Here is an 18,576-nt window from a genome sequence, read left to right as displayed (position 1 = left end):
AAAAATTTTCCCCGACTTCGAATCCAGCTTCACGCTACGCCGCGACACCACCGAAGACGATCAATCACCGCATGTCGGACGGCTATCCGCCTAGGATTGCGGTGCCCGGCTCCACCCGATGATGCGAGGAGTTCACCCGCTTATGCGCGCGATCGTGGTTCAGAAGTTCGGCGCCACACCCGAGCTCGCCGATGTGCCGGTTCCCGAACCCGGCGCCGGTGAGGTTCAGGTGGCGCTCGACGCTGCCGGGGTCAACCCGTTCGACCTGAAAATGGCGGACGGTCTACTGGAGGGCAAGATGCCCACCGACTTCCCGATGATCCTCGGCGTCGACGGCGCGGGCACCGTTTCGGCGGTCGGTACCGGCGTCACCAAGTTCAAGGTCGGCGACAAAGTGGTCGGCAAATTCCTGACCGCCCCCGCGGGCCACGGTAGTTGGGCGCAGTACGCGACGGTCCCCGAGGACGCGACCCTCGTTCAGATCCCCGACGGCATCACCAGCGTGGCCGCCGCAGCCCTGCCGATCGCCGGTGTGACGGCCCAGGACCTGGTGGACGCGGCGAACATCCACCCCGACCAGACCGTGCTGATCGTCGGCGCGACCGGCGGCGTCGGTTCCTTCCTCGTCCAGCTCGCCAATATCGCGGGCGCCCACGTGATCGCGACGGCCCGCGCCGACGCCACCGATCAGGTCGCGCGCCTCGGTGCCGCCGAAACTGTCGACTACACCCAGATCCGCCCCGCCGACCCGAACATGGTCGACCCCGACCCGGCCACCTACCGCGACTCGAGCGTCACCGACGCCGTCCGCTTCACCCACCCCGACGGCATCGACGTGCTGTTCGATCTGGTCAGCGCCCCAGGTGATTTCGCCTCCCACGCCACCTTGGTCAAACGCGGCGGCCACGCCTTCTCCACCACGTGGGCGGCCGACGAAGCGGTCCTGCACGACCACGGCATCACCGGCGGCAACTTCGAATCCAAAGGTCGTTCAACGGAATTGAGCCGCCTGCTGTCCCGTGTTGCCGCGGGAGATGTGGTCGTCCCGGTCCAGATGACAGTCCCCCTGGAAGCCGCCCCCGCCGTCCTCGGCCAGGGCAGCGCCCGAGGAAAAACCGTCCTCGCCATCTGAGATTTCGCGTCAGTCCGATCCCCGACTCCGTCGCCGAATCTCGGATTCGATCGCTGCCAGTTCGGCGAGATCAGCGGCATGTTCGGCGATCTGGCGACGGGCACCATCGAACTGCTCGTACCGCTCGGTCGAGACGCGAATCGCTTCGTCAGCCGAGACACTGCCCGCGTCGCGCAGCACGCTGCGCTCGTTGAAGTCGAGGAACTTGTCGGTCGCGACAATCCAGTCGGCCATCTGGATCTGCTCGCGGCGTTCGGCGCGGTCTTCGGCGTAGTCGAGGAACATCGTCGTCAATCGGTTGAGCTGCTTGATCTCTCGCTCGTTCAGATAGTTCTTCGCCACGTTGACATCACCCTTGCGCACGCACGCGCCCTTCCAGGTGGTGAGTCCCATGTTCGGCTGACCGGCATCGCCGCGACTCACGACGAGCTCGGCCGCGGTGTGCCCACACACCGCGTACAACAGCTTGTTCTGGATCGTGGCGAAGAACGATTTCGCCAGCTCGGATTTCGGGTCGTAGTCGACGCTCGATGTCGCGAAGACATCGCGCACCTTGACGTAGAAACGCTTCTCGGACGCGCGGATGTCGCGGATGCGTTCGAGGAGTTCGTCGAAGTAGTCGAGGCCCTGCGGGTCTTTCAGGCGGGCGTCGTTCATCGCGAAGCCCTTGATCAGGTACTCCCGCAGAACGGTCGTCGCCCAGCGGCGGAACTGGGCGCCTCGTTGGGAGCGCACTCGGTAGCCGACTGCGAGGACCATGTCGAGGTTGTAGTGGTCGATCTCCCGGGTGACCTGGCGATCTCCCTCGAGACGAACTATCCGGAACTTCCGGATAGTTGCCTCCATCACACACTCGCCATCGTCGTAGATCGACTTGACGTGCTCGTTGATCGTGCGCACATCTTTCGCGAACAACTCAGCCATCTGCCGTTGACTGAGCCACACCGTGCCGTCGACAGTGCGGAGTTGCACCTCGGCGCGACCGTCCTCGGTGTTGTAAACGATAAAGTCGCCGACCCCGACTGAAGCCGGAGCATTGAGCGCGTTCGGATCATCAGAGCTCGTCATCGATTCCTCCTGCTTGATGTGTACCGGACCCTGCTGACAAGTACGGATGCGGACCGGGCTCGCCCGCACTGTGTTGGACCTCGAGGAGCACCCAGGGGTGCCGGTGTCGTAACCATCCCTGCCCGGTTCCCCGCACCGAACCCCGATTTGCGTCCTCGGCCAACACGATTGGCCCCACGCCTGTTTCGGCGTGTGGCGATGTTGGACCCGGTCGAAGGTGTGCACTCCCGAACCGACCAGGTGCGTACGTGCGAGGCGTACGACGAAGGTGCTCGCAGGAGGCTGGGTTAACAGGGTTGTCTGTCCCTCGGTCGGGCTCTCCGATAACGACCGACAGGAGCGGCCTCAGCCCAGGACACGACACAGGTAGCCCGTCGTCGGGGCAGATTTCACCCTCGAAACGACGAAAGCCCGACGCATGGAGCGCCGAGCCGTTGCATGTAGGATTTCATCCCACGGTGCGAACAGCTAGTACCTGTTTCGTACCTAGGCCGTTCGGTGAGTTGGCGCTCGCCGGGCGGCCGTTCTTGTTCTTGTGACGCTACACACTGTCGACCCTGTGAGCAACTGGCGAGTTCCCGCTCTGGCCAGCGACTTCCGTGCGAATCGCCCGAACAGTTCACATCGAGCTTGTGACGAACCGCTCTCGCTATCCGGGTGTGGCTCGCTACCCTCACCGTCATGTCCGACGTGACCTTGTCGAACCTGCTCGACGACGCCGCCCTGTATTCCTACGAGCATCAACTGCATCTCGCCGATGTCGTGGGCGATCGTGGGTGGAGTGTCGACCTGGCGGTCGGCCGGTTCACGTTGACCGGGGACCAGCCGATCGAGTGCGAGCGGATGCACCTGCTCGGGTCGGCGGCTCCGGGGCCGCAGTCGTGGTTGTGGGCGTGGGGCAATCCGGCCGGGTACCCGGATCTGGTCACCGGGTTGTCGCAGTCGGTCCGCGACATCGGAACCCGTTATGGGATAAGCCAACTCGCCGATGCGGAGGTGCCGTTCCGCGCGCTTCCCGGTTCGCCCGACCGGCCCGAGGTCGTGGTGAATGTGTTCATGGACGCGGCCAAGGCGATCTCGGGAGTGTGGACCGCCTACAGCGGGCCGGTCGGCGGTGGGACCAGGGCTGCGTTTCTGATCGAGCATCCGTCGTTCGTGCTGCCCGCGCCGTTCGCGCCGCGCGTCGCCCGGGTGATCCAGGAGGGGCTCACAGGGCTCCCGATCACCGACCGACGCCGCGCTCTGCACGCCTACGCCAATCATCGGGGACTCGGCATCCAGTGGTCCGGCGACCACTCGTCGGCGACGGTCACCGGCTCTGGCCTGACCGGCACGATCACCTTCGACGAACTGGCCAGGATGACGGGCATGGACTTGCAGATGGGCAATGGATAACCCTGCCCGACAACAGTAATAGCCTTAGCCCGGCTAATGAGACATACCGCACAATAGGGATCCGAAGCTCGACCTCGTGCGTCCAATACTTCGACAGCACCGTTGCCGAAGTTGGGATTTGCGATGAGTTCGATCAAGGCCGATCCGGATGCGCTGCGCGGTACGCAGACCTCGTTCGATTCGGTCGCATCGACGCTGTCGGCGGCGGTGACGACGTTGGCCGCGGCATTGGCGGCCGAGGGCGAGTGCTGGGGTGGCGACGAGATCGGGCAGGCGTTCGCGGGCAACTACACGCCGGGTGTTGAGCAGGGCAAAACCGCGGTGGGCAATCTCGCGAAGACGATGACGCAGCTCGGGACGAACATGGTGACGGTCGCGGACAAGTTGGTCGAGCAGGACACCGCCCGGGCGGCCCAGTTGAAGTCGACAGGGATCTAGCTCGTGGGTATCGAGATCCCGGATTCTCTGCAGTGGGTCGCGAAATACATTCTTGGAGCGGGTGATTGGCCCGAGGGCGACGAAACCGCGATGCGACGCCTCGCGGATGCGTGGACTACTACCGCGAACACGCTCAACACTGTCGACGAGGACGCGGCGCGCGCCCTGAACTCAGCATTGACCGCCTTGTCCGAGGGCGACACCCACGATGCGATCGCCGCCTATCGCGACAAACTCCTCGCCGGTGACGAGGCGGCGTTCACCGCGATCCGTAAGTGGTGCGAGAAGCAGGCCGAGCTACTCGAAGACGGCGCCAACGATATCGAGCACACCAAGCTGGTGATCATCGGGACGATGATCGTGGCGGCGGTCGAAATCGGTCTTGCGATCGCGACCGCGTGGACCGGAATCGGTGCCGCGGCAGGCGTGGCTGCTCGTGTCGCGGCGCAGGTCGCGGTGAAGATCGCGATGAAGCAGCTGCTGACTCGGATGATCGCGCGCGGCATCGCCAAGGCGGCATCACGCGCCGCGCTGCGCGGTGCGTTTTTCGAAGCATTGGAAGAGGGCGGGATCGACGCGCTCGCCCGCACCATCCAGGTCGCCAAGGGCGATCGTTCGATGGACGACTTCGGTTGGTCCGACCTGGGTTTGGCGACCTTCGGTGGTGCTGTCGGTGGAGCCGTGGGTGGTGGTCTGGGCGACAAGCTCGGCGGAGTCGGCGACAACATCACCTCCAGCGTCGGCAAGGTGGCGGCCAAGTCCGTGACCGGTGCGGCCACCGAGCTCGGTGCTGATCTGTCGGCTCAGGTCGCCTCGGCTGGTGCGGCGTCTTTGTTGATGGACCAGGATTTCAAGCTCGATATCGGGGTGGATACGTTCACCAGCGCTGGTGCTGGTGGGGTGCAGAGCGGGTTGCAGTCCGGACTGGGGAATGGCGGGGACTCGTCGGCGCCGACGGTTCCAGAGTTGGGTGATACGGGGTCGCCCACCAGTCCGGCCAGTACCGGAGATCCGGGTTCGTCTCCGGGTCAGTCGAACGGTGGTTCGCCGGGGTCGACTTCGCCAGCATCTACGGGTGCTCCCGGTTCGACTTCGCCGGCGTCCGAGGGGGCGCCTTCGAGTCCGAATGGGAACGGTGCGACCCAGCCGTCCGGGGCGGGTTCACCGTCCTCTCCTGGGGACAGTTCGCCGGGTGACAGTTCACCCAGCCCAAGCACTCCCGGCGACACGTCACCGAGTTCCACCTCACCGGGCGACTCCTCTCCTGCCCCGAGCACCCCCGGCGACACCTCACCCAGCCCGAGCACACCCGGCGACACCTCACCGAGCCCCAGCTCACCTGGCGACAATTCGCCCAGCTCCACCTCACCAGGCAACAGTTCGCCCGGCCCGACCTCACCCGGCGACACCTCACCCAGCCCCAGCTCACCCGGCGACAATTCGCCCAGCTCCACCTCACCAGCCAACAACTCACCCAGCCCGACCTCACCAGGCGACACCTCACCCGGCGACAGTTCACCGAGTTCCACCTCACCAGGCGACTCCTCTCCTGGCCCGAGCACGCCTGGCGACACCTCACCCAGCCCGAGCACCCCCGGCGACACCTCGCCGAGTCCCAGCTCACCTGGCGACAATTCGCCCAGCTCCACCTCGCCCGGCGCCAATTCGCCAAACCCGACCTCACCTGGCGATACGTCGCCGAGTCCCAGTGCGCCTGGACAGACATCTCCCACCGACAACGGGACCCCTTCCAGCACGGGTTCACCGAGTACTTCCAGCCCGACGCCGCCGAGCCCATCAACACCGAGCGACACCGGCACCTCGAACGCGACCGGATCCCCCAACGGCACAACGCCATCCACTCCGGCCGAGACTCCAAGCCCCGCCGCCCAACCCAGCTCACCTGCATCTCCTCCGTCGTCGCTAGACCTCCCGCCGGTCGATACCCCCGCGCCCACTGATTCGGCTGCGCCCCAACCGAATTCATCGAGCCCGGTCACTACCCCCGCCCCGACCAACGGCGACCAGTCACCGAGCAGTAGCAGCCCCACGTCCTCCGCACCGTCCACACCAGGAACGACCCCGCAGCCAGGCACCCCGACCGCCAGCGCACCGACAGCACCGACAACCCAATCCCCCGGCGACACCACCCGCCAGCCTCAACAAACAGATCCATCGACAACCGCCGCTGCCACCACCGCCACAGCACCCGGCCCGGCGCCCACCGCGACACCGCTCACCACAACGCCCACCTCAACACCTGCCAACGCGACGCCGTCGACCCCACCCATCAGCGCGCCGATCACCCCTGGCGTGCACCAATCGCCGTCCGCGAACACTCCCCAACCATCCACAACCCCCAGGCCGACAACCCCCACTGCCCAATCTCCCGGCCCCCAGTCGACCAGCACCCAACCGTCCGGCACTTGGCCCACCAGCCCTCAGTCGACCGGCCCGAACAATCCCCAACCATCCACAGGCCTCACGCCCGCGACGCCGCGCACCCAACCCTCGACAACTAACCCGGCGACACCGAGCAATCCACACTCATCCACAAGCACCAACCCAACGACTCACACGGCACCGCCGCCCACCGCGCGACCGACAACCCCGAGCACGCCGCCACCCGGCCACTCCTCCGCGACACCGAACACGGTGCCCACTTCGGCCCCCACCTCGTCGATCCCTCCATCGAACCGTCGCAACGGCAACGCCCCCTCAGCGACAACGAATCAGCCAGCTGGACAGCCTGATCCAACAACACCCGCTGATACGACCCCCACAACGGACCCACTGTCCCCCGAAACCACACCGGCCTCGAACCCCACACCGGCAACCACGACTCCCCCGACAGACCCACTCCTCACCCCCCAGTCACGCGAGGCCGCCAAACAGGCCCGCCAGGCCCGCGAATCCCTACGCCCCGTCACCCCCGCCAATAACCAAGCCCTCCAAGTAAACCCACCCACCGGTCGCCCCTACCAAGCCGCCGACTACCCCAACACCTTCGCCCAACCGGTCCGAGTCGTCCGCCTCACCGTCGCCGTAACCGGCTCTCCCACAACCCCTCCCACCGCCATCGACACCGTCGCCGACAACGCCCAAACAGCCACCGACATCGCCTTCAACCAGGGTCACCAATTCCCCCTCGGCGACTGGCTCATGGTCGACGTCGTCCCCACCACCAACCCCTCCACAGCCGACCTCACCATCAACGCGGACACCACCCCCACCCTCACCGACCTCGCCAACACAGTCCGCACCAACCTCGGCCTCCCCCCACGCGACAACCCCACCCTCACCCCCGACGACCTACACCGCCTCGGCTCCGACATCTCCCGAGCCGACCTGGCCCGAACCACAATCCCCTCCTGGGCCGACCAGCACACGTCCCCGAACACCAACCCCGACAGCACCGTAACCCCCACCACCGACACAAACCCAGAAACCACCCCTGACCTCGACACCAACCCCCCAGTCGACCTCGACGCCATCCACAACAACCACGCCGAACAAACCCCCGCCGGCGTCTCCCACCACCGCGGCGACCCCACCATGGGCGACCTCCCCCACCGAGTCCCCGCCGACCCCAACCGCTTCACCGCCGACACCCACATAACCCCCGACGGCCATGCCATCATCGGCGGCCAACCCCTCACCCCCGAGCAATACGGCGACCTCCTCCGCCGCTCCGGCTGGGACGGCGTATCCCCCATCCGCCTAATCGGCTGCGACGCCTCCACCAACGGCTTCGCCGACCGCCTCGCCCAACACCTGGGCGTCGAAGTCCTAGCCCCCACCCAAGCCGCCTGGACCGACGCCAACGGAAACGTCTTCAGCGCCAGCACCATCACCAACCCCGACGGCACCCGCAGCCCCCGCGTGCCTCCCGACGGGCAGTGGCACACCCACCACCCCAACGGCACTACAACCGCAGACACCAACTCCGCGGTACCGGGTTCCCGAACAACGAAGCTCGACCCAACAACAGCAGTAAGTCGAGCAGCCCCGACCGGCGCGCGCGGTCGATCCCTCGACCCACACGCGCAGCAGATTCGCGACGAGGCGCGGCTCCGCACAGGTGGCCGTGACGCGCTGACCTCGAACAGCCCGGCGCGGGAACTCACCCGCGCCGACGTCGAGCGCATCGAGCGCATCGAGGGGCTCCGCGATGACCTGAACCGACCAGGTATCGACCCCGCGGTTACCAGAGCGAAGCTGCGTGCCGAGTTGGAGGACGCGGGAGTGCTGCGGGATGGCAAGCAGGTCCTGCGCAATGACGGGCCAGCCATGGAACGCCGCGCGTTGATGTCCAGGGCGGGCCTCGATGTCAACTCGGTCGCCGACGAGATCGGCCTGCGACGCCCTCCGCCTGCGCGTACCGACAACGAGGGACTGCCACTGCGTGGTGAGCATGCCGACCCGGCTGCGGTGCCGCGTCGCGACGTCACCTTCGCCGAGGTCGACGCGATCGTGCCTGACAAGCTGATCAACGCACTGGCGAAGTTCGGCGTAAGCAGGGAAGTCGCCGTGGCGTACATCGTCGACAACCACAACGACCGCAGCCGCCAGCGCTACCTGCCCGACCTCGAGGGCTTGGCCCGCCAGTACGGCATCCCCCACGGCGATGTACTCGTCATCGACCTGTACACAACCAAGCTCTACTACGAGGAACTCAACCGCCGACTGCGCAACGACACGGACGTCGACTCCGTCGCCGAACTACAGCAAGCAGTCAACGACTCCCTGAGTAAGCTCCCACCGGCGGCTGTACCCGAGCTGTTCAGGTCGCTGTCCATCGACCCTGGGGATCTTCCAGGTTTCCTCGCGAGGTACACCGAGGATGCCGTCATCGACTGGAATGCATTCACCTCGGTCGCTGGGGAGGTCGGCGGGACGTGGTGGGAGGAGCCGGGGGAGAACATCCTGTTCGAGGTCCGAGGTGGCGTGGCTTATGACATATCCGACTTCGCCGACGGGCTGCACTATAAGGATCCGCCTAATCCTGGCCGGGAGCTGCTGTTGCCGGCCGGTAGGGTTGTGCGGGTCGAAAGTGTGACCCCGCACGTGTTGCCGGACGGAACGACGGGCTACGTTATCGAGCTCCATGTCGTCGGATCAGCCGGGCCGCCAAGCGCAGCGACGCCGTGAAAGTAGCCAGGGACATTAGGAGAAATACATGACGTCGGAAGAAGTGGTGCCCGATCATGCGCGGGATACCTTCGTCACGGCCTTGGCCACGCGGACGACCCACATCGCCGCATTCCCGGATCCACTGCCGATGGGGATACGGATAGGGTTGGTCGCACCAGACGGCTCATCGCGCGAGCGGATTCGTGTCCGCGCCGAGCACGATGAGAGCGGCTACTTCCTCGACTTCTATAAAGAGGGGAATGACGGGGAAACCTCTTCGCATTGCCGGATCCGCGAGGACGGCTCGATCACACCGCTGGAGAATCTCATCCTGGTTCACCGACACTTCGACGATCCCGAACAGGCCAGGCAAGAGCGGGAGCGCCGTGCTGCCCACAACAAGCGAGTCGTGGAGATCCTGCGGGCGAAGGGTTTATACATGTGAATCGGACGCCGTCCTGACGGATCTGATCGAACGGTTGTCGACCCAGTCGGTAGCTTCTCGCCATGACGAAGAAGCCGTCGAACCCGCATGATGCTTATGCCCGTGAGGTACTCAGTCGTGCCGCCGACGCCGCCAGCGAGGTCAGACGCCGATCTAGCCGCACGCATCGATTTCGACGCGATGGTGTTGGTGCCGGGTAGCTTCATCACCGAGGATCTGCGTTCGCAGTACAGCGACGTTCTGTATCAAACCACGATCGACGACCGAGGCGCCTACCTGTACATCCTGATCGAGCACCAGTCGTGCAGCGACCATCTGATGGCATTCCGGATGCTCAGCTACGTGCTCAACATTTGGCGTCGACACTTGGACGAGCACCCAGAATCGAAAGTCCTTCCCGCGGTCATCCCGCTGGTTGTGCACAGCACTCACACGGGCCTGCGTTGGACCGCTCCCACCCAGCTCAGCGACCTGATCGACCTTGACAACTCCAGCCGTGATCCGTTGTTTCGCTACCTGCCTCGTTTCGAGTTCCTTCTCGACGATGTCGCCGCTCTGGACGTAGCGGCGTTGCGGGCGCGCGACCTCACCCCTGCGACCCGGCTGATGTTGATCATGCACAAGATCGGACCGGATAATCCGCACGTCGCCTCCGATATCATGGAAGTGGTTGACGAGTTGCGGGCGTTGCTGGACGGACCATCGGGTACGCGCGAGTTCGACATTTTGGTGACGTACCTGTTCATCGTCAACAACGTCAGCGTTGACGAACTGCAGCCTTTGACCGACCGGCTCGGTCCCCGAGCGAAGGAAGTTGCGATGACCACAGCGGAACGGCTGGAAGCGCGAGGGCGCTCAACTGAGCGTGTGGCGATATTGGTGGACCTGTTGACTGTGAAGTTCGGGCCACTGCCGACCGCGGTCACCACGCGGATTCAGGCGGCTGACGCGGAGCAGCTCCGGGCATGGACCAGGCGGGTGCTGACCGCTGTGTCCCTCGACGAGATGTTCGACTGACCTGCATCGGTTCCGACGCGATGGTGTCGCTCCGGCCGTAACCCTCGCGAGTCAGGCTGGAATCAGCTACAAGTACGCCCGTGCCGAGGAAGGGGTTGTGATGGCGATCGAGGGGGATGACGCGCTGCGGTCGATTCGGGTGCGGCGCAGCGTGGTGACGGCCGACTTCGCGGCGCGGCTCGCGCGCTTCACCGGAGCGGGAGATTCCGCGGCAGAACGGGCCGGGATCGATGCGGCCTTCGGTGAAGACCGCCTCGATGACTGAGCTCCGCACCCAGGACTCGACCCAGCGCTCAGTCTGATACCAGTGGCGTAACCGTTGCGGGGTCAGTGGGGGAGGTAGGTGCCGGTGCGGGCCTTGGTGGCTGTGGTGGTGAGGATGGTGGCGAGGGTGGAGCGGATTCGGGTGGGGGTGGTGGGTTTGGCTATGAAGGTGGTTTCGCCGTAGAAGACGTAGCGGCCGTCGCCGGGGATGTCGTGGAGTTGGAAGTCGTCGCGGCCTTCGGTGTGGCGGTTGTCGACGCTGGCGTGGGCGTAGACGCCGATGTGGGTGAGGGTGGTGGTGGGTTTGGCGAGGAAGGATTCGAGTTGTTCGCGGGGGGTGGGGTTCCAGCGGTCGCGGACGTGAGGGCGGGGGGCGGCGAGTTCTGCTGCGGTGACGCGGATTTCGCGGCCTTTGCCGGGGGCGACCTTCGGGAGGGTGGCGAGGACGGTGGGGGCAAGGGCTTCGGGGGCTACGAGGTGGAGGGTGATGTCGCCGGGTTTCTTCTCGTCGCCGGGGGCTTGGACGGCGAGGGCGGCGTAGGTGTCGCGGGTGCCGCCGTGGGCCCGGATCGTTTTGACGTTCTTCGACGCGCCCGCCACCTCGACGCGGGCGTGGGGGGCGAGCAGGGCGGCGATGGCGCGGTCGAGGTCGCTGTCGAACTCGGCCATCAGGTTCTCGGCGGCCTTGCTGCGCAGACGCAGGACCTCGGCCTGGGTTTCGACATCGGTGTGGTGGTGATGCAGGGGGTACGGGAGGACGTCGCGGCCTGCGGCTTCCCAGAGGGTGCGGAAGTCGAGGGCGGTGAGATGCCAGGTTCGCACGGGAGATCTACTCTGTTCCATCAGGATTCGGCTCAGTCACCGATGACGGGCGGGACTGTTTTGGGCAAGTTGTCCAGACCGGTGAGTTCGTCACCGTGTTCCTGAGTGATGAGGTAGTCGGGGATTGCCTTGGTGGATTCGTCGTCGTTGCCGCCGCCCTTGCCCGCGCCGGGACCCATCATGCCGGGCATGCCGGAACGTCCCCCCGCGCCGGTGCCCGCGGCTGCCGCGCGGGCTGCCGCGGTGCCTGCGGCGGTCGGGCTGCCGGGGACTGCGGCGCCGGGAGAGCCTGAGCCGGGTGAGCTCGGTGAGCCGCCACCGGGAGAGCCTGCGCCGCTTGGGGTTCCGGACGGGGAGCCTGAACCGGGCAGGGTTGAGCTCGGGGTGGTCGAGGCGGGGGTTGTCGAGCTCGGGTCTGTCGACTGGGGGGTGGTCGATTCGGGAGTGGTCGAGTCTTCGGTGGAGGTGTCGGTGTCCTCGGGGTCGGTGGTCGGGGTAGTCGATGCGGGGGTTGTGGTGGTGGGGGTTGTCGTCGGCTGTTGGGTGGTGGGCTGGGTGGTCGAACCCTGGGTTCCGGGTTGTGTTCCGCCACCGGGGGTTTCGGGCTCGCCGCCGTTGTTGTCGACGGTCTTCGGGATCGGGATGACCGGGACGCGGGTGTCGGATTCGTAAATCACTGGGGCATAGACGGTTTGGAGGATGCGGACGGCTTCGGCTTTCGCATTGGCTTGTGCGACATCATCATTGCGCCACCCACGACCGGTGAAGAGGCCGCCGAAGTTCTCGAGACCGCTCCGGTGCTCGGGCTCATGCGGGACAAGGCGTTTCGTCGGTTCGAGGCCGGTGCGGAGTTCGTCGAGTTTGGCACTCGTGAGCGCGGCCGCGGTGGTGACCTTCTTGCCCGTGGTGTCGTAGGCCGCGACGGTTTGTGCCGCTGAGTTCGCCGCGGAACCGGTCCAGACGTCCGGGGACATGCCGCGATTTATCTGCTTACGGAACTCGTCGAGGGAGGTGCTGTTGCGGGTGGAGATTTCCTTCCACGCGCTGATCAGGTTGGCGACGGCATCCAGATCGATCTTGTCGACCTTGGCGCGCAGTTCCGCGACGGTACCTTCGAACAGGTCGTTCTTCGTCACGACTGTCGGACGGAACTCGCCGTCGAAACCGAGATCGCCCGCCTTCTTACGATTGTCGTCTCGCTGCGAGTTGTACTTGTTCTGGATGTCGGCGATTTCGGAGCTGTCGAGTTCGCCGTCGTCGCCGGAGAACGGGGACGTCACGAAGTTGCGGAGGCTGCTCATCAGGTCGAGGCCGTTGATGCTCTGCATTCCGGTCATTCAGCTCACCTGCTCGGTGACGTAGTCGAGGGCGTTGGCGTTTTCGATGTCTTTGCCTGCGATGCGTTTGAAGGAGATGGAGAAGACTTCGCGCAGTTGTTGAACGGCCTCGATGTCCTTCCTCATCACGGCATCGATCGAGTTCTGGTCGCCAGTCGCCTGAAGGAGAAACTTCTTCTCGAGATCCTTGCCGATCTGGAAGTCGCCGAACCCTGTGACGCTCTGGGCCCGGCGGGCGACAACCAAGAGCTCTTGCAGGTCGGCAAGTCGGTCATCGCACGCCTTGAACATGTGGAAGGCCGCGGCTTCGTCGTTCAGATAGACCTCGCCTGCCTTGGCCTGCGTGAGCAAGGCGCTGTACGCGGTGTTTTCACTCATGAACCCTCCCCGGTTCAGTTCGGAAAGAGCGGAACGAGCACTTCGCCCACACGCTCGAGGTATGCGCAGGGGTCATCGAGCCCCGACTTGATCGCCGAGTTGAAGATCTGCAACTGGACGACGCCCGTGCTCGCCGGGAAGACGACGTCGCAACCGAGATCTTTCGATGCCCCCGTGACCTTGAACTCACGACCTGTACGACCCGCGATGGTCACGTCCCGGAAGTCGACGTTGCCAGGCTTCTGTTCGAAGTCCGCCACCGGCTTGTTCGTCGTGTAGACGGTGATCGAATAGTCAGGCCCAGCCCATCCACAGATCTCCCACCCCGACTGAGGGATGCCCGCGACACCCTTCTCCTCCGTCGTCGGATCCACCCCCGCCTCCGTCAACGCCGCATCGGAAATCTCCGTACACGGGTTCCACAGAGCCGGCTTCGCCGTCGTCGTCGGACCCTTCGATCGCGGCTCCCCCGAGTCGCACCCCACCAGACCGACAACCGCCAAACCGGCGACCACCAACGCCGTACCTGCGCGTTTCATCCCCACCCCTTCCGGCCGAGTACTGCCTTGACCAGGCACATTAGCACGGGTGAACGGGTCGAGCCGGAGCCGCGTAGGTTGTCAGAACATGAGCGAACTTCGACTTTCCGCGCCGTTCGACGGGCGTAATTCCGAGGGCAAACCGGTGGTGAACCGGTCTGCGGTGGACTCCGATATCCAGGATCAGGTGCTGGCATACCTCGAGCACGCGCCGGTGGTTTTGAGCGCACGCAGCTTCGACGCCGACGAGTTCGACCCCGCCCAGCGCGACGTGCCGTTGAACTTCCACACCGACGGCGTGTTCGTCTGGCCGGGCGCTGTGCCGTACTACCTGCGCAAATACGGGCTGCCGCCGGAGCCCGCGCTGATCCAGCACATCGTCGGCAAGGGGTTCGAGATCGGGGAGGTCGGTGAGGAGGCTCGGCAGGCGGCCGTGCAGAAGGTGGTCGGCTGACTCGGTTCAGCGCAGGCGGTGCGACAGCGCGTCGAGGGACGGTCCACGCAGGTTCGTGTTCGGGAAATTCCGTTGTTCCGTTGCCGACGGAACAAGCCGAATAGCTGAACGGCACTACCAACTTCGACGCACAGTCGCTTTGTCGCCCGTGACCAGGCTGTTCGCCGGAACGTCGTCGGCGACGATCGCGCCCGCGGCGACCACCGCGTCGCGGCCGATGCTGACGCCGGGCAGGATCATCGCGCCCGCGCCGATCCACACGTTCTCGGCGATGTCGATCGGTGCGCCGGTGAGGAATCGGCGGCGTTCCTCCGGGTCCACGGGGTGGCCCATGGTGATGAAGGTGGCCTTCGGGCCGATCATCACGCCCGCGCCCACGCGGATTCCGGCGTAGTCGAGGAACGTGCAGCCCTGGTTGATGAACACGCGTTCGGCCAGGTCCAGGTTCAGGCCGTGGTCGGTGTAGAAGGGCGGGTAGATGGTGAGCTTCGCGGGGAGCGGACGGCCGAGAATTTCCTCGAGCAGGGCCGTCTTCGCGGACTCATCGTCGAAGGGCAGCTGATTGAGTCGGGAGGTCAACGCGCTGACCTGCAGCACCCGCTCGTGCATCGCCCTGAACTCGGTCCCGAGCACCCGTTCGCCCCGGGCCAGCAGTTCGGGATCGTGGATCGGCATGAAGTTGTCGCTCGCCATCCTCCGATTCTCACGCACTACGAATCGCCGGGTACTCGAACGGGTGGCGTCGATTGCCGATCAATTACGCCCGATATACCATAAGATGCATGGCCTTGTTCGAGATCTACGCCGAGCCGGAGGTAGTCGAGTGGTTGCGTTCGCTGACTCCGGCTCAGCTGGCTCGAGTTGACGAGGTCGTCGGCTTACTTGCCGAGGAAGGAACCAGCCTCGGCATGCCATTGTCCCGCTCACTGGGTGATCGGGTGTGGGAGCTGCGCATCCATCTGCACCCGATCGAGATGCGGTTGACGTATTGGTTTGCGTCCAACAACAGAGTCGTCATGCTGACAACATTTCGCAAGACCCGAGACAACGAACGACTGCAAGTGATGCGTGCCAAAGAAGCTCAGAAACTGTGTTCGGTCAACCATGACATCGACAAGGTAGTCGCCTTCGTCGACACAGCAAGGGAGGTCGAATGAGTAAGGCCCACAATCGAATCGCCGATGATCCTGTCTTGGCGGCGAAACGAGACACCGATGAATATCGCGCAGCGAGAGAAATCGCCAGAGTCGAAATCGCGCTCGGTCGGGCTGTTTTCACGCGACGTACCGCGTTGGGGATGTCGCAGACAGAACTGGCCCGGCGAGCGCAGATGACGCAGCCGGCGGTGTCGCGACTGGAAGCAGGCGGAGGCGGAGTACCGACCCTCTCGGTGCTGGACCGACTCGGCAGGGCGCTTGGTGTCCGGTTTTCGGTCAGTGTCGGCGCGGACCCCGACACAGCCGAGGAGACCCTCGGCCTCATCGCCTAGTCGGCGCGTCGACCAGCGGTCCGAGCTACGCGGCACCCGACCAAGATCACCGACTCGTATCGATGGTGCGGAGATCGCGCTGATCGGGGGTTGGGCGTTTACGATCCGTGCGGTTGGGTACGGCGTGACGAGCATCCCTGCACCGAGATGGTGGTTTCGGGGGATACTGGGGAGGGCTCCGTCGTTGGGCGGGGCCAATTTGTAGCAATGTAGAGAAACGGAGCTTGACGACGTGGATGCGCGTTCGCTTGCGCTGGTCCGCGCCGATTTCCGCGGGGTGGCCGAGACACCCGGTGGTTCCGAGCGGCTGATCAGCGCGTTCTACGGTCACCTGTTCGCACAGGACCCGCGGTTACGTGAGCTGTTTCCGCCTGCCATGGACATGCAGGCCAAGCGGATCACGACCGCGGTGCAGTTCGTGCTCGATCATCTCGAGGACTTCGAGCGCGCGCAACGCTTCCTCGAGCAACTCGCCCGCGACCATCGCAAATACGGGGTGGAAGCCGACCACTACGACATGGCCGGACGGGCGCTGCTCGCTGCGCTTCGCACCTACCACGGCAACCGCTGGACCAGGGAACTCGACGAGGGCTGGCGCGACATCACGCTGCTGATCTCGGCGTCGATGGCGATCGGGGCGAACGAGGACACCTCGCAGCCTTACTGGGACGCGACCGTGGTGGGGCATCGGCGGGTGCTCGACGATCTGGCGATCGTGCGGCTGCAAGCCGACGGGCCCATTCCGTTCAAGGCCGGGCAGTATGTGCCGGTCGCGGTGCCGCAGCGGCCGAACATGTGGCGCTACTTCTCCCCCGCCATCCCGGCCAACCCCTATGGCGAGATCGAATTCCATGTGCGGCGGATCAGCGGCGGCTGGGTAAGTCCGGCGATCGTCAACGACACCAAGGTCGGGGATCGGTGGAAGATCGCCGGGCCGCTGGGTGGGTTATACGTGGATCGGGAATCGGGACGCGACGTGCTGATGATCGGCTCCGGCACGGGGATCGCGCCGTTGCGGGCGCAGCTGATCGAGATGAGTCAGCGCGGGATCAATCCGCGGGTGCACTTCTTCACCGGCGGGCGCTACCCGGGCGACCTCTACGACGTGGACAACATGTGGCAGCTCTCCCAGTCCAATCCGTGGCTGACCGTGGTACCGGTGTGCGAGGAAGCCTCCAATCCCTGGTGGTATCCCCAGGATTCGGGGCAGGCGCCGATGGGCATGCCGCGACGGCTGGTCGGTAATCTGGGTGCGGTGGTGACCAGCTTCGGGGCGTGGTCGGACCGACAGATCCAGATCGCGGGATCGCCGTCGATGATCGCCAACACGCGTCACGCGCTCCTGCGAGCCGGTACACCCAGTGAGATCATCGCTGCCGATCCTGTCTGACCCTGCTGCGAAAGAGACTGATGAGCAACGAGTTTCCCGATCCCGCGTGGACTGCGACCGTCGTCGGTCATCATCGGTTGCGCAACGATCTGGCCGTCATCCGGCTGATCGGGGACTTCGTGCCGTTCGAGGCGGGGGGCTCGGTGGAGGTGGAGGTGCCACAGCATCCCGGGGTGCGGCGACGGCTCTCGCCCGCGCTGCCGCCCTCGCTCGACGGCAAGCTCGAATTCCATGTGCGGACGGTGCCGGGCGGGTGGTGTTCGAGTTCCATCGTCGCCGACACCAAACCGGGTGATCAGTGGCGAATCAATGCTCCCCATGGGGTTTTCGCGGTTGATCCCGATGCGGTCGAGTTGGTGATGATCGCCGGGGGGACCGGGCTGGCGCCGATGCGCGCGCAGATTCTGGACCTGGCTCGGCGCGACACTCCCCCGCGCACCTATCTGTTCTTCGGTGGGCGGTCGCCGCGTGATCTCTATGCCAACGACATGCTTTTCCTGCTGTCGGGCGAATTGCCTTGGCTTTCGGTGATTCCCGTTGTGGAGAGTCCGGATGATCCTGCGGTGCGGGATGAATGGCACGAGCAGACTCGTTCGGAGGACATCGGTTTCGGGCTCGAGGAGATGTTGCACGGGACGCTTGCCGATGTGGCTGCCGCGCATGGTCCGTTCACCAAACATCAAGTGCTGGTGTGTGGTTCGCCTGCGATGGTTCGCACCACCGTCGACCGTCTGATCGAATCCGGTACTCCCCCGGCCAACATCATTTCCGAAGGGGCCTGAAGGCTGCGTTCTGAAGAAGCGCCACTACGAAGCCGACGCAGTTCACCCGCCGGGCTCGCCCACTCTCTCTTTGCTGCCGCCACTGGCTGGAGTTACTCTCCAGTAGAGTGCGAAGGATCTGCAGCTGACAGCACCGGTTGCAGGGTAGTTCGAGGGGGAGTTGATGGCTGCGGAAGACCCGTTCAACTTGTCTGTCGTACCTGACGAGGTCAAGGCGTTGGGGCGGTTGGCTTATCGAGTTGCATCGGAGTGTCAAAGTGGATATCGGTCGTTGGCGACAGATGCCCAGATAACGATCGACAGCTGGCGCGGCAACAACGCCAGCACCTTCACCGCCGGGTGGAATGAGTTCCACTCCGGCGCCGATCAGGTGTGGGACGCTCTCTTCGAGCTGGCCGAGAAGCTCGGCATCACCGCCGAAACTCTCGTCGCGACCGACCAATCGAATGCCTCGGGGCTCAGTTCACTCGACCTACCCTGACCTGCCCGAAGA

At 65.0% G+C, this 18,576-nt stretch carries 21 protein-coding genes; 13 read left to right on the top strand and 8 right to left on the bottom strand.

What is annotated here, in order from left to right:
* The first annotated feature begins 142 nt into the window (after nt 1-142).
* A complete protein-coding gene (locus tag ACFW6D_RS21850; protein ID WP_379330838.1) occupies nt 143-1,132 on the top strand; it encodes an NADP-dependent oxidoreductase in 990 nt (329 codons plus the stop codon).
* Between the two features lie 9 nt (nt 1,133-1,141).
* Here the strand turns inward: ACFW6D_RS21850 and ACFW6D_RS21845 are convergent, their stop codons facing one another.
* Entirely contained in the window at nt 1,142-2,200 is a 1,059-nt protein-coding gene (locus ACFW6D_RS21845) for a virulence RhuM family protein (RefSeq protein ID WP_379330836.1), read from the bottom strand.
* Between the two features lie 681 nt (nt 2,201-2,881).
* Here ACFW6D_RS21845 and ACFW6D_RS21840 point away from each other — a divergent pair.
* A complete protein-coding gene (locus ACFW6D_RS21840; protein ID WP_379330834.1) occupies nt 2,882-3,595 on the top strand; it encodes a DUF6882 domain-containing protein in 714 nt (237 codons plus the stop codon).
* 123 nt (nt 3,596-3,718) lie between these two features.
* On the top strand, nt 3,719-4,033 hold the full coding sequence (locus ACFW6D_RS21835; protein WP_379330832.1) for a WXG100 family type VII secretion target: 315 nt from the start codon (nt 3,719-3,721) through the stop codon (nt 4,031-4,033).
* A gap of 1,028 nt (nt 4,034-5,061) precedes the next feature.
* Here ACFW6D_RS21835 and ACFW6D_RS21830 read toward each other — a convergent pair.
* Nucleotides 5,062-5,883 carry a hypothetical protein gene (locus tag ACFW6D_RS21830; protein ID WP_379330830.1) on the bottom strand — a complete coding sequence of 274 codons (822 nt, stop codon included), beginning with the start codon at nt 5,881-5,883 and terminating at the stop codon, nt 5,062-5,064.
* Between the two features lie 309 nt (nt 5,884-6,192).
* Complete coding sequence (locus ACFW6D_RS21825; protein ID WP_379330828.1) at nt 6,193-6,459, bottom strand: hypothetical protein; 267 nt, start codon at nt 6,457-6,459, stop codon at nt 6,193-6,195.
* 229 nt (nt 6,460-6,688) lie between these two features.
* Between ACFW6D_RS21825 and ACFW6D_RS21820 the strand changes: the two genes are divergently transcribed.
* The 4 genes from ACFW6D_RS21820 (at nt 6,689) to ACFW6D_RS21805 (ending at nt 10,893) form a co-directional block, all read left to right on the top strand.
* Entirely contained in the window at nt 6,689-9,184 is a 2,496-nt protein-coding gene (locus ACFW6D_RS21820; RefSeq protein ID WP_379330826.1) for a hypothetical protein, read from the top strand.
* A 28-nt stretch (nt 9,185-9,212) separates the two neighbouring features.
* Nucleotides 9,213-9,611 (top strand): hypothetical protein, encoded by a 399-nt coding sequence (locus tag ACFW6D_RS21815; protein ID WP_379330825.1) that lies wholly within the window; start codon nt 9,213-9,215, stop codon nt 9,609-9,611.
* A 117-nt stretch (nt 9,612-9,728) separates the two neighbouring features.
* Nucleotides 9,729-10,628, top strand: a complete 900-nt coding sequence (locus ACFW6D_RS21810) for an Rpn family recombination-promoting nuclease/putative transposase (protein ID WP_379330823.1) — start codon at nt 9,729-9,731, stop codon at nt 10,626-10,628.
* 97 nt (nt 10,629-10,725) lie between these two features.
* The gene (locus ACFW6D_RS21805) at nt 10,726-10,893 is read left to right on the top strand and encodes a hypothetical protein (protein WP_379330821.1); all 168 of its coding nucleotides are present in this window, start codon (nt 10,726-10,728) and stop codon (nt 10,891-10,893) included.
* A 62-nt stretch (nt 10,894-10,955) separates the two neighbouring features.
* On the opposite strand, the gene ACFW6D_RS21800 is transcribed toward ACFW6D_RS21805, so the two are convergent.
* Genes ACFW6D_RS21800 through ACFW6D_RS21785 form a run of 4 tightly spaced genes read right to left on the bottom strand, consistent with a single transcriptional unit; the run spans nt 10,956 to nt 13,968 of the window.
* Nucleotides 10,956-11,714, bottom strand: a complete 759-nt coding sequence (locus ACFW6D_RS21800) for an ESX secretion-associated protein EspG (protein WP_379330819.1) — start codon at nt 11,712-11,714, stop codon at nt 10,956-10,958.
* A 32-nt stretch (nt 11,715-11,746) separates the two neighbouring features.
* Complete coding sequence (locus ACFW6D_RS21795) at nt 11,747-13,051, bottom strand: hypothetical protein (RefSeq protein WP_379330817.1); 1,305 nt, start codon at nt 13,049-13,051, stop codon at nt 11,747-11,749.
* Nucleotides 13,052-13,429, bottom strand: coding sequence for a hypothetical protein (locus tag ACFW6D_RS21790; RefSeq protein WP_379330815.1), 378 nt, complete (start codon nt 13,427-13,429; stop codon nt 13,052-13,054). It abuts the gene before it with no gap.
* A 14-nt stretch (nt 13,430-13,443) separates the two neighbouring features.
* Nucleotides 13,444-13,968 carry a DUF3558 domain-containing protein gene (locus ACFW6D_RS21785; RefSeq protein WP_379330813.1) on the bottom strand — a complete coding sequence of 175 codons (525 nt, stop codon included), beginning with the start codon at nt 13,966-13,968 and terminating at the stop codon, nt 13,444-13,446.
* Between the two features lie 88 nt (nt 13,969-14,056).
* On the opposite strand from ACFW6D_RS21785, the gene ACFW6D_RS21780 reads away from it, so the two are divergent.
* The gene (locus ACFW6D_RS21780) at nt 14,057-14,422 is read left to right on the top strand and encodes a hypothetical protein (RefSeq protein WP_379330811.1); all 366 of its coding nucleotides are present in this window, start codon (nt 14,057-14,059) and stop codon (nt 14,420-14,422) included.
* Between the two features lie 114 nt (nt 14,423-14,536).
* On the opposite strand, the gene ACFW6D_RS21775 is transcribed toward ACFW6D_RS21780, so the two are convergent.
* Nucleotides 14,537-15,115, bottom strand: coding sequence for a DapH/DapD/GlmU-related protein (locus tag ACFW6D_RS21775; RefSeq protein WP_379330809.1), 579 nt, complete (start codon nt 15,113-15,115; stop codon nt 14,537-14,539).
* Nucleotides 15,116-15,204: 89 nt separating this feature from the next.
* Here ACFW6D_RS21775 and ACFW6D_RS21770 point away from each other — a divergent pair, with 89 nt between their 5' ends.
* From ACFW6D_RS21770 to ACFW6D_RS21750, 5 genes are all read left to right on the top strand, one after another.
* On the top strand, nt 15,205-15,579 hold the full coding sequence (locus ACFW6D_RS21770; protein ID WP_379330807.1) for a type II toxin-antitoxin system RelE/ParE family toxin: 375 nt from the start codon (nt 15,205-15,207) through the stop codon (nt 15,577-15,579).
* Entirely contained in the window at nt 15,576-15,911 is a 336-nt protein-coding gene (locus ACFW6D_RS21765; protein WP_379330805.1) for a helix-turn-helix domain-containing protein, read from the top strand. The genes ACFW6D_RS21770 and ACFW6D_RS21765 overlap by 4 nt, the downstream gene beginning before the upstream one ends.
* Nucleotides 15,912-16,143: 232 nt before the next feature.
* The gene (locus tag ACFW6D_RS21760) at nt 16,144-17,301 is read left to right on the top strand and encodes an FAD-binding oxidoreductase (RefSeq protein WP_379330803.1); all 1,158 of its coding nucleotides are present in this window, start codon (nt 16,144-16,146) and stop codon (nt 17,299-17,301) included.
* 20 nt (nt 17,302-17,321) lie between these two features.
* On the top strand, nt 17,322-18,083 hold the full coding sequence (locus ACFW6D_RS21755; RefSeq protein WP_379330801.1) for an FAD-binding oxidoreductase: 762 nt from the start codon (nt 17,322-17,324) through the stop codon (nt 18,081-18,083).
* A gap of 163 nt (nt 18,084-18,246) precedes the next feature.
* Complete coding sequence (locus ACFW6D_RS21750; RefSeq protein WP_379330799.1) at nt 18,247-18,564, top strand: WXG100 family type VII secretion target; 318 nt, start codon at nt 18,247-18,249, stop codon at nt 18,562-18,564.
* The last annotated feature ends 12 nt before the right edge of the window (nt 18,565-18,576 follow it).

This window comes from Nocardia sp. NPDC058705, assembly GCF_042749305.1.
GTDB lineage: Bacteria > Actinomycetota > Actinomycetes > Mycobacteriales > Mycobacteriaceae > Nocardia.
This window is presented reverse-complemented; position numbering and strand designations above follow the sequence as displayed.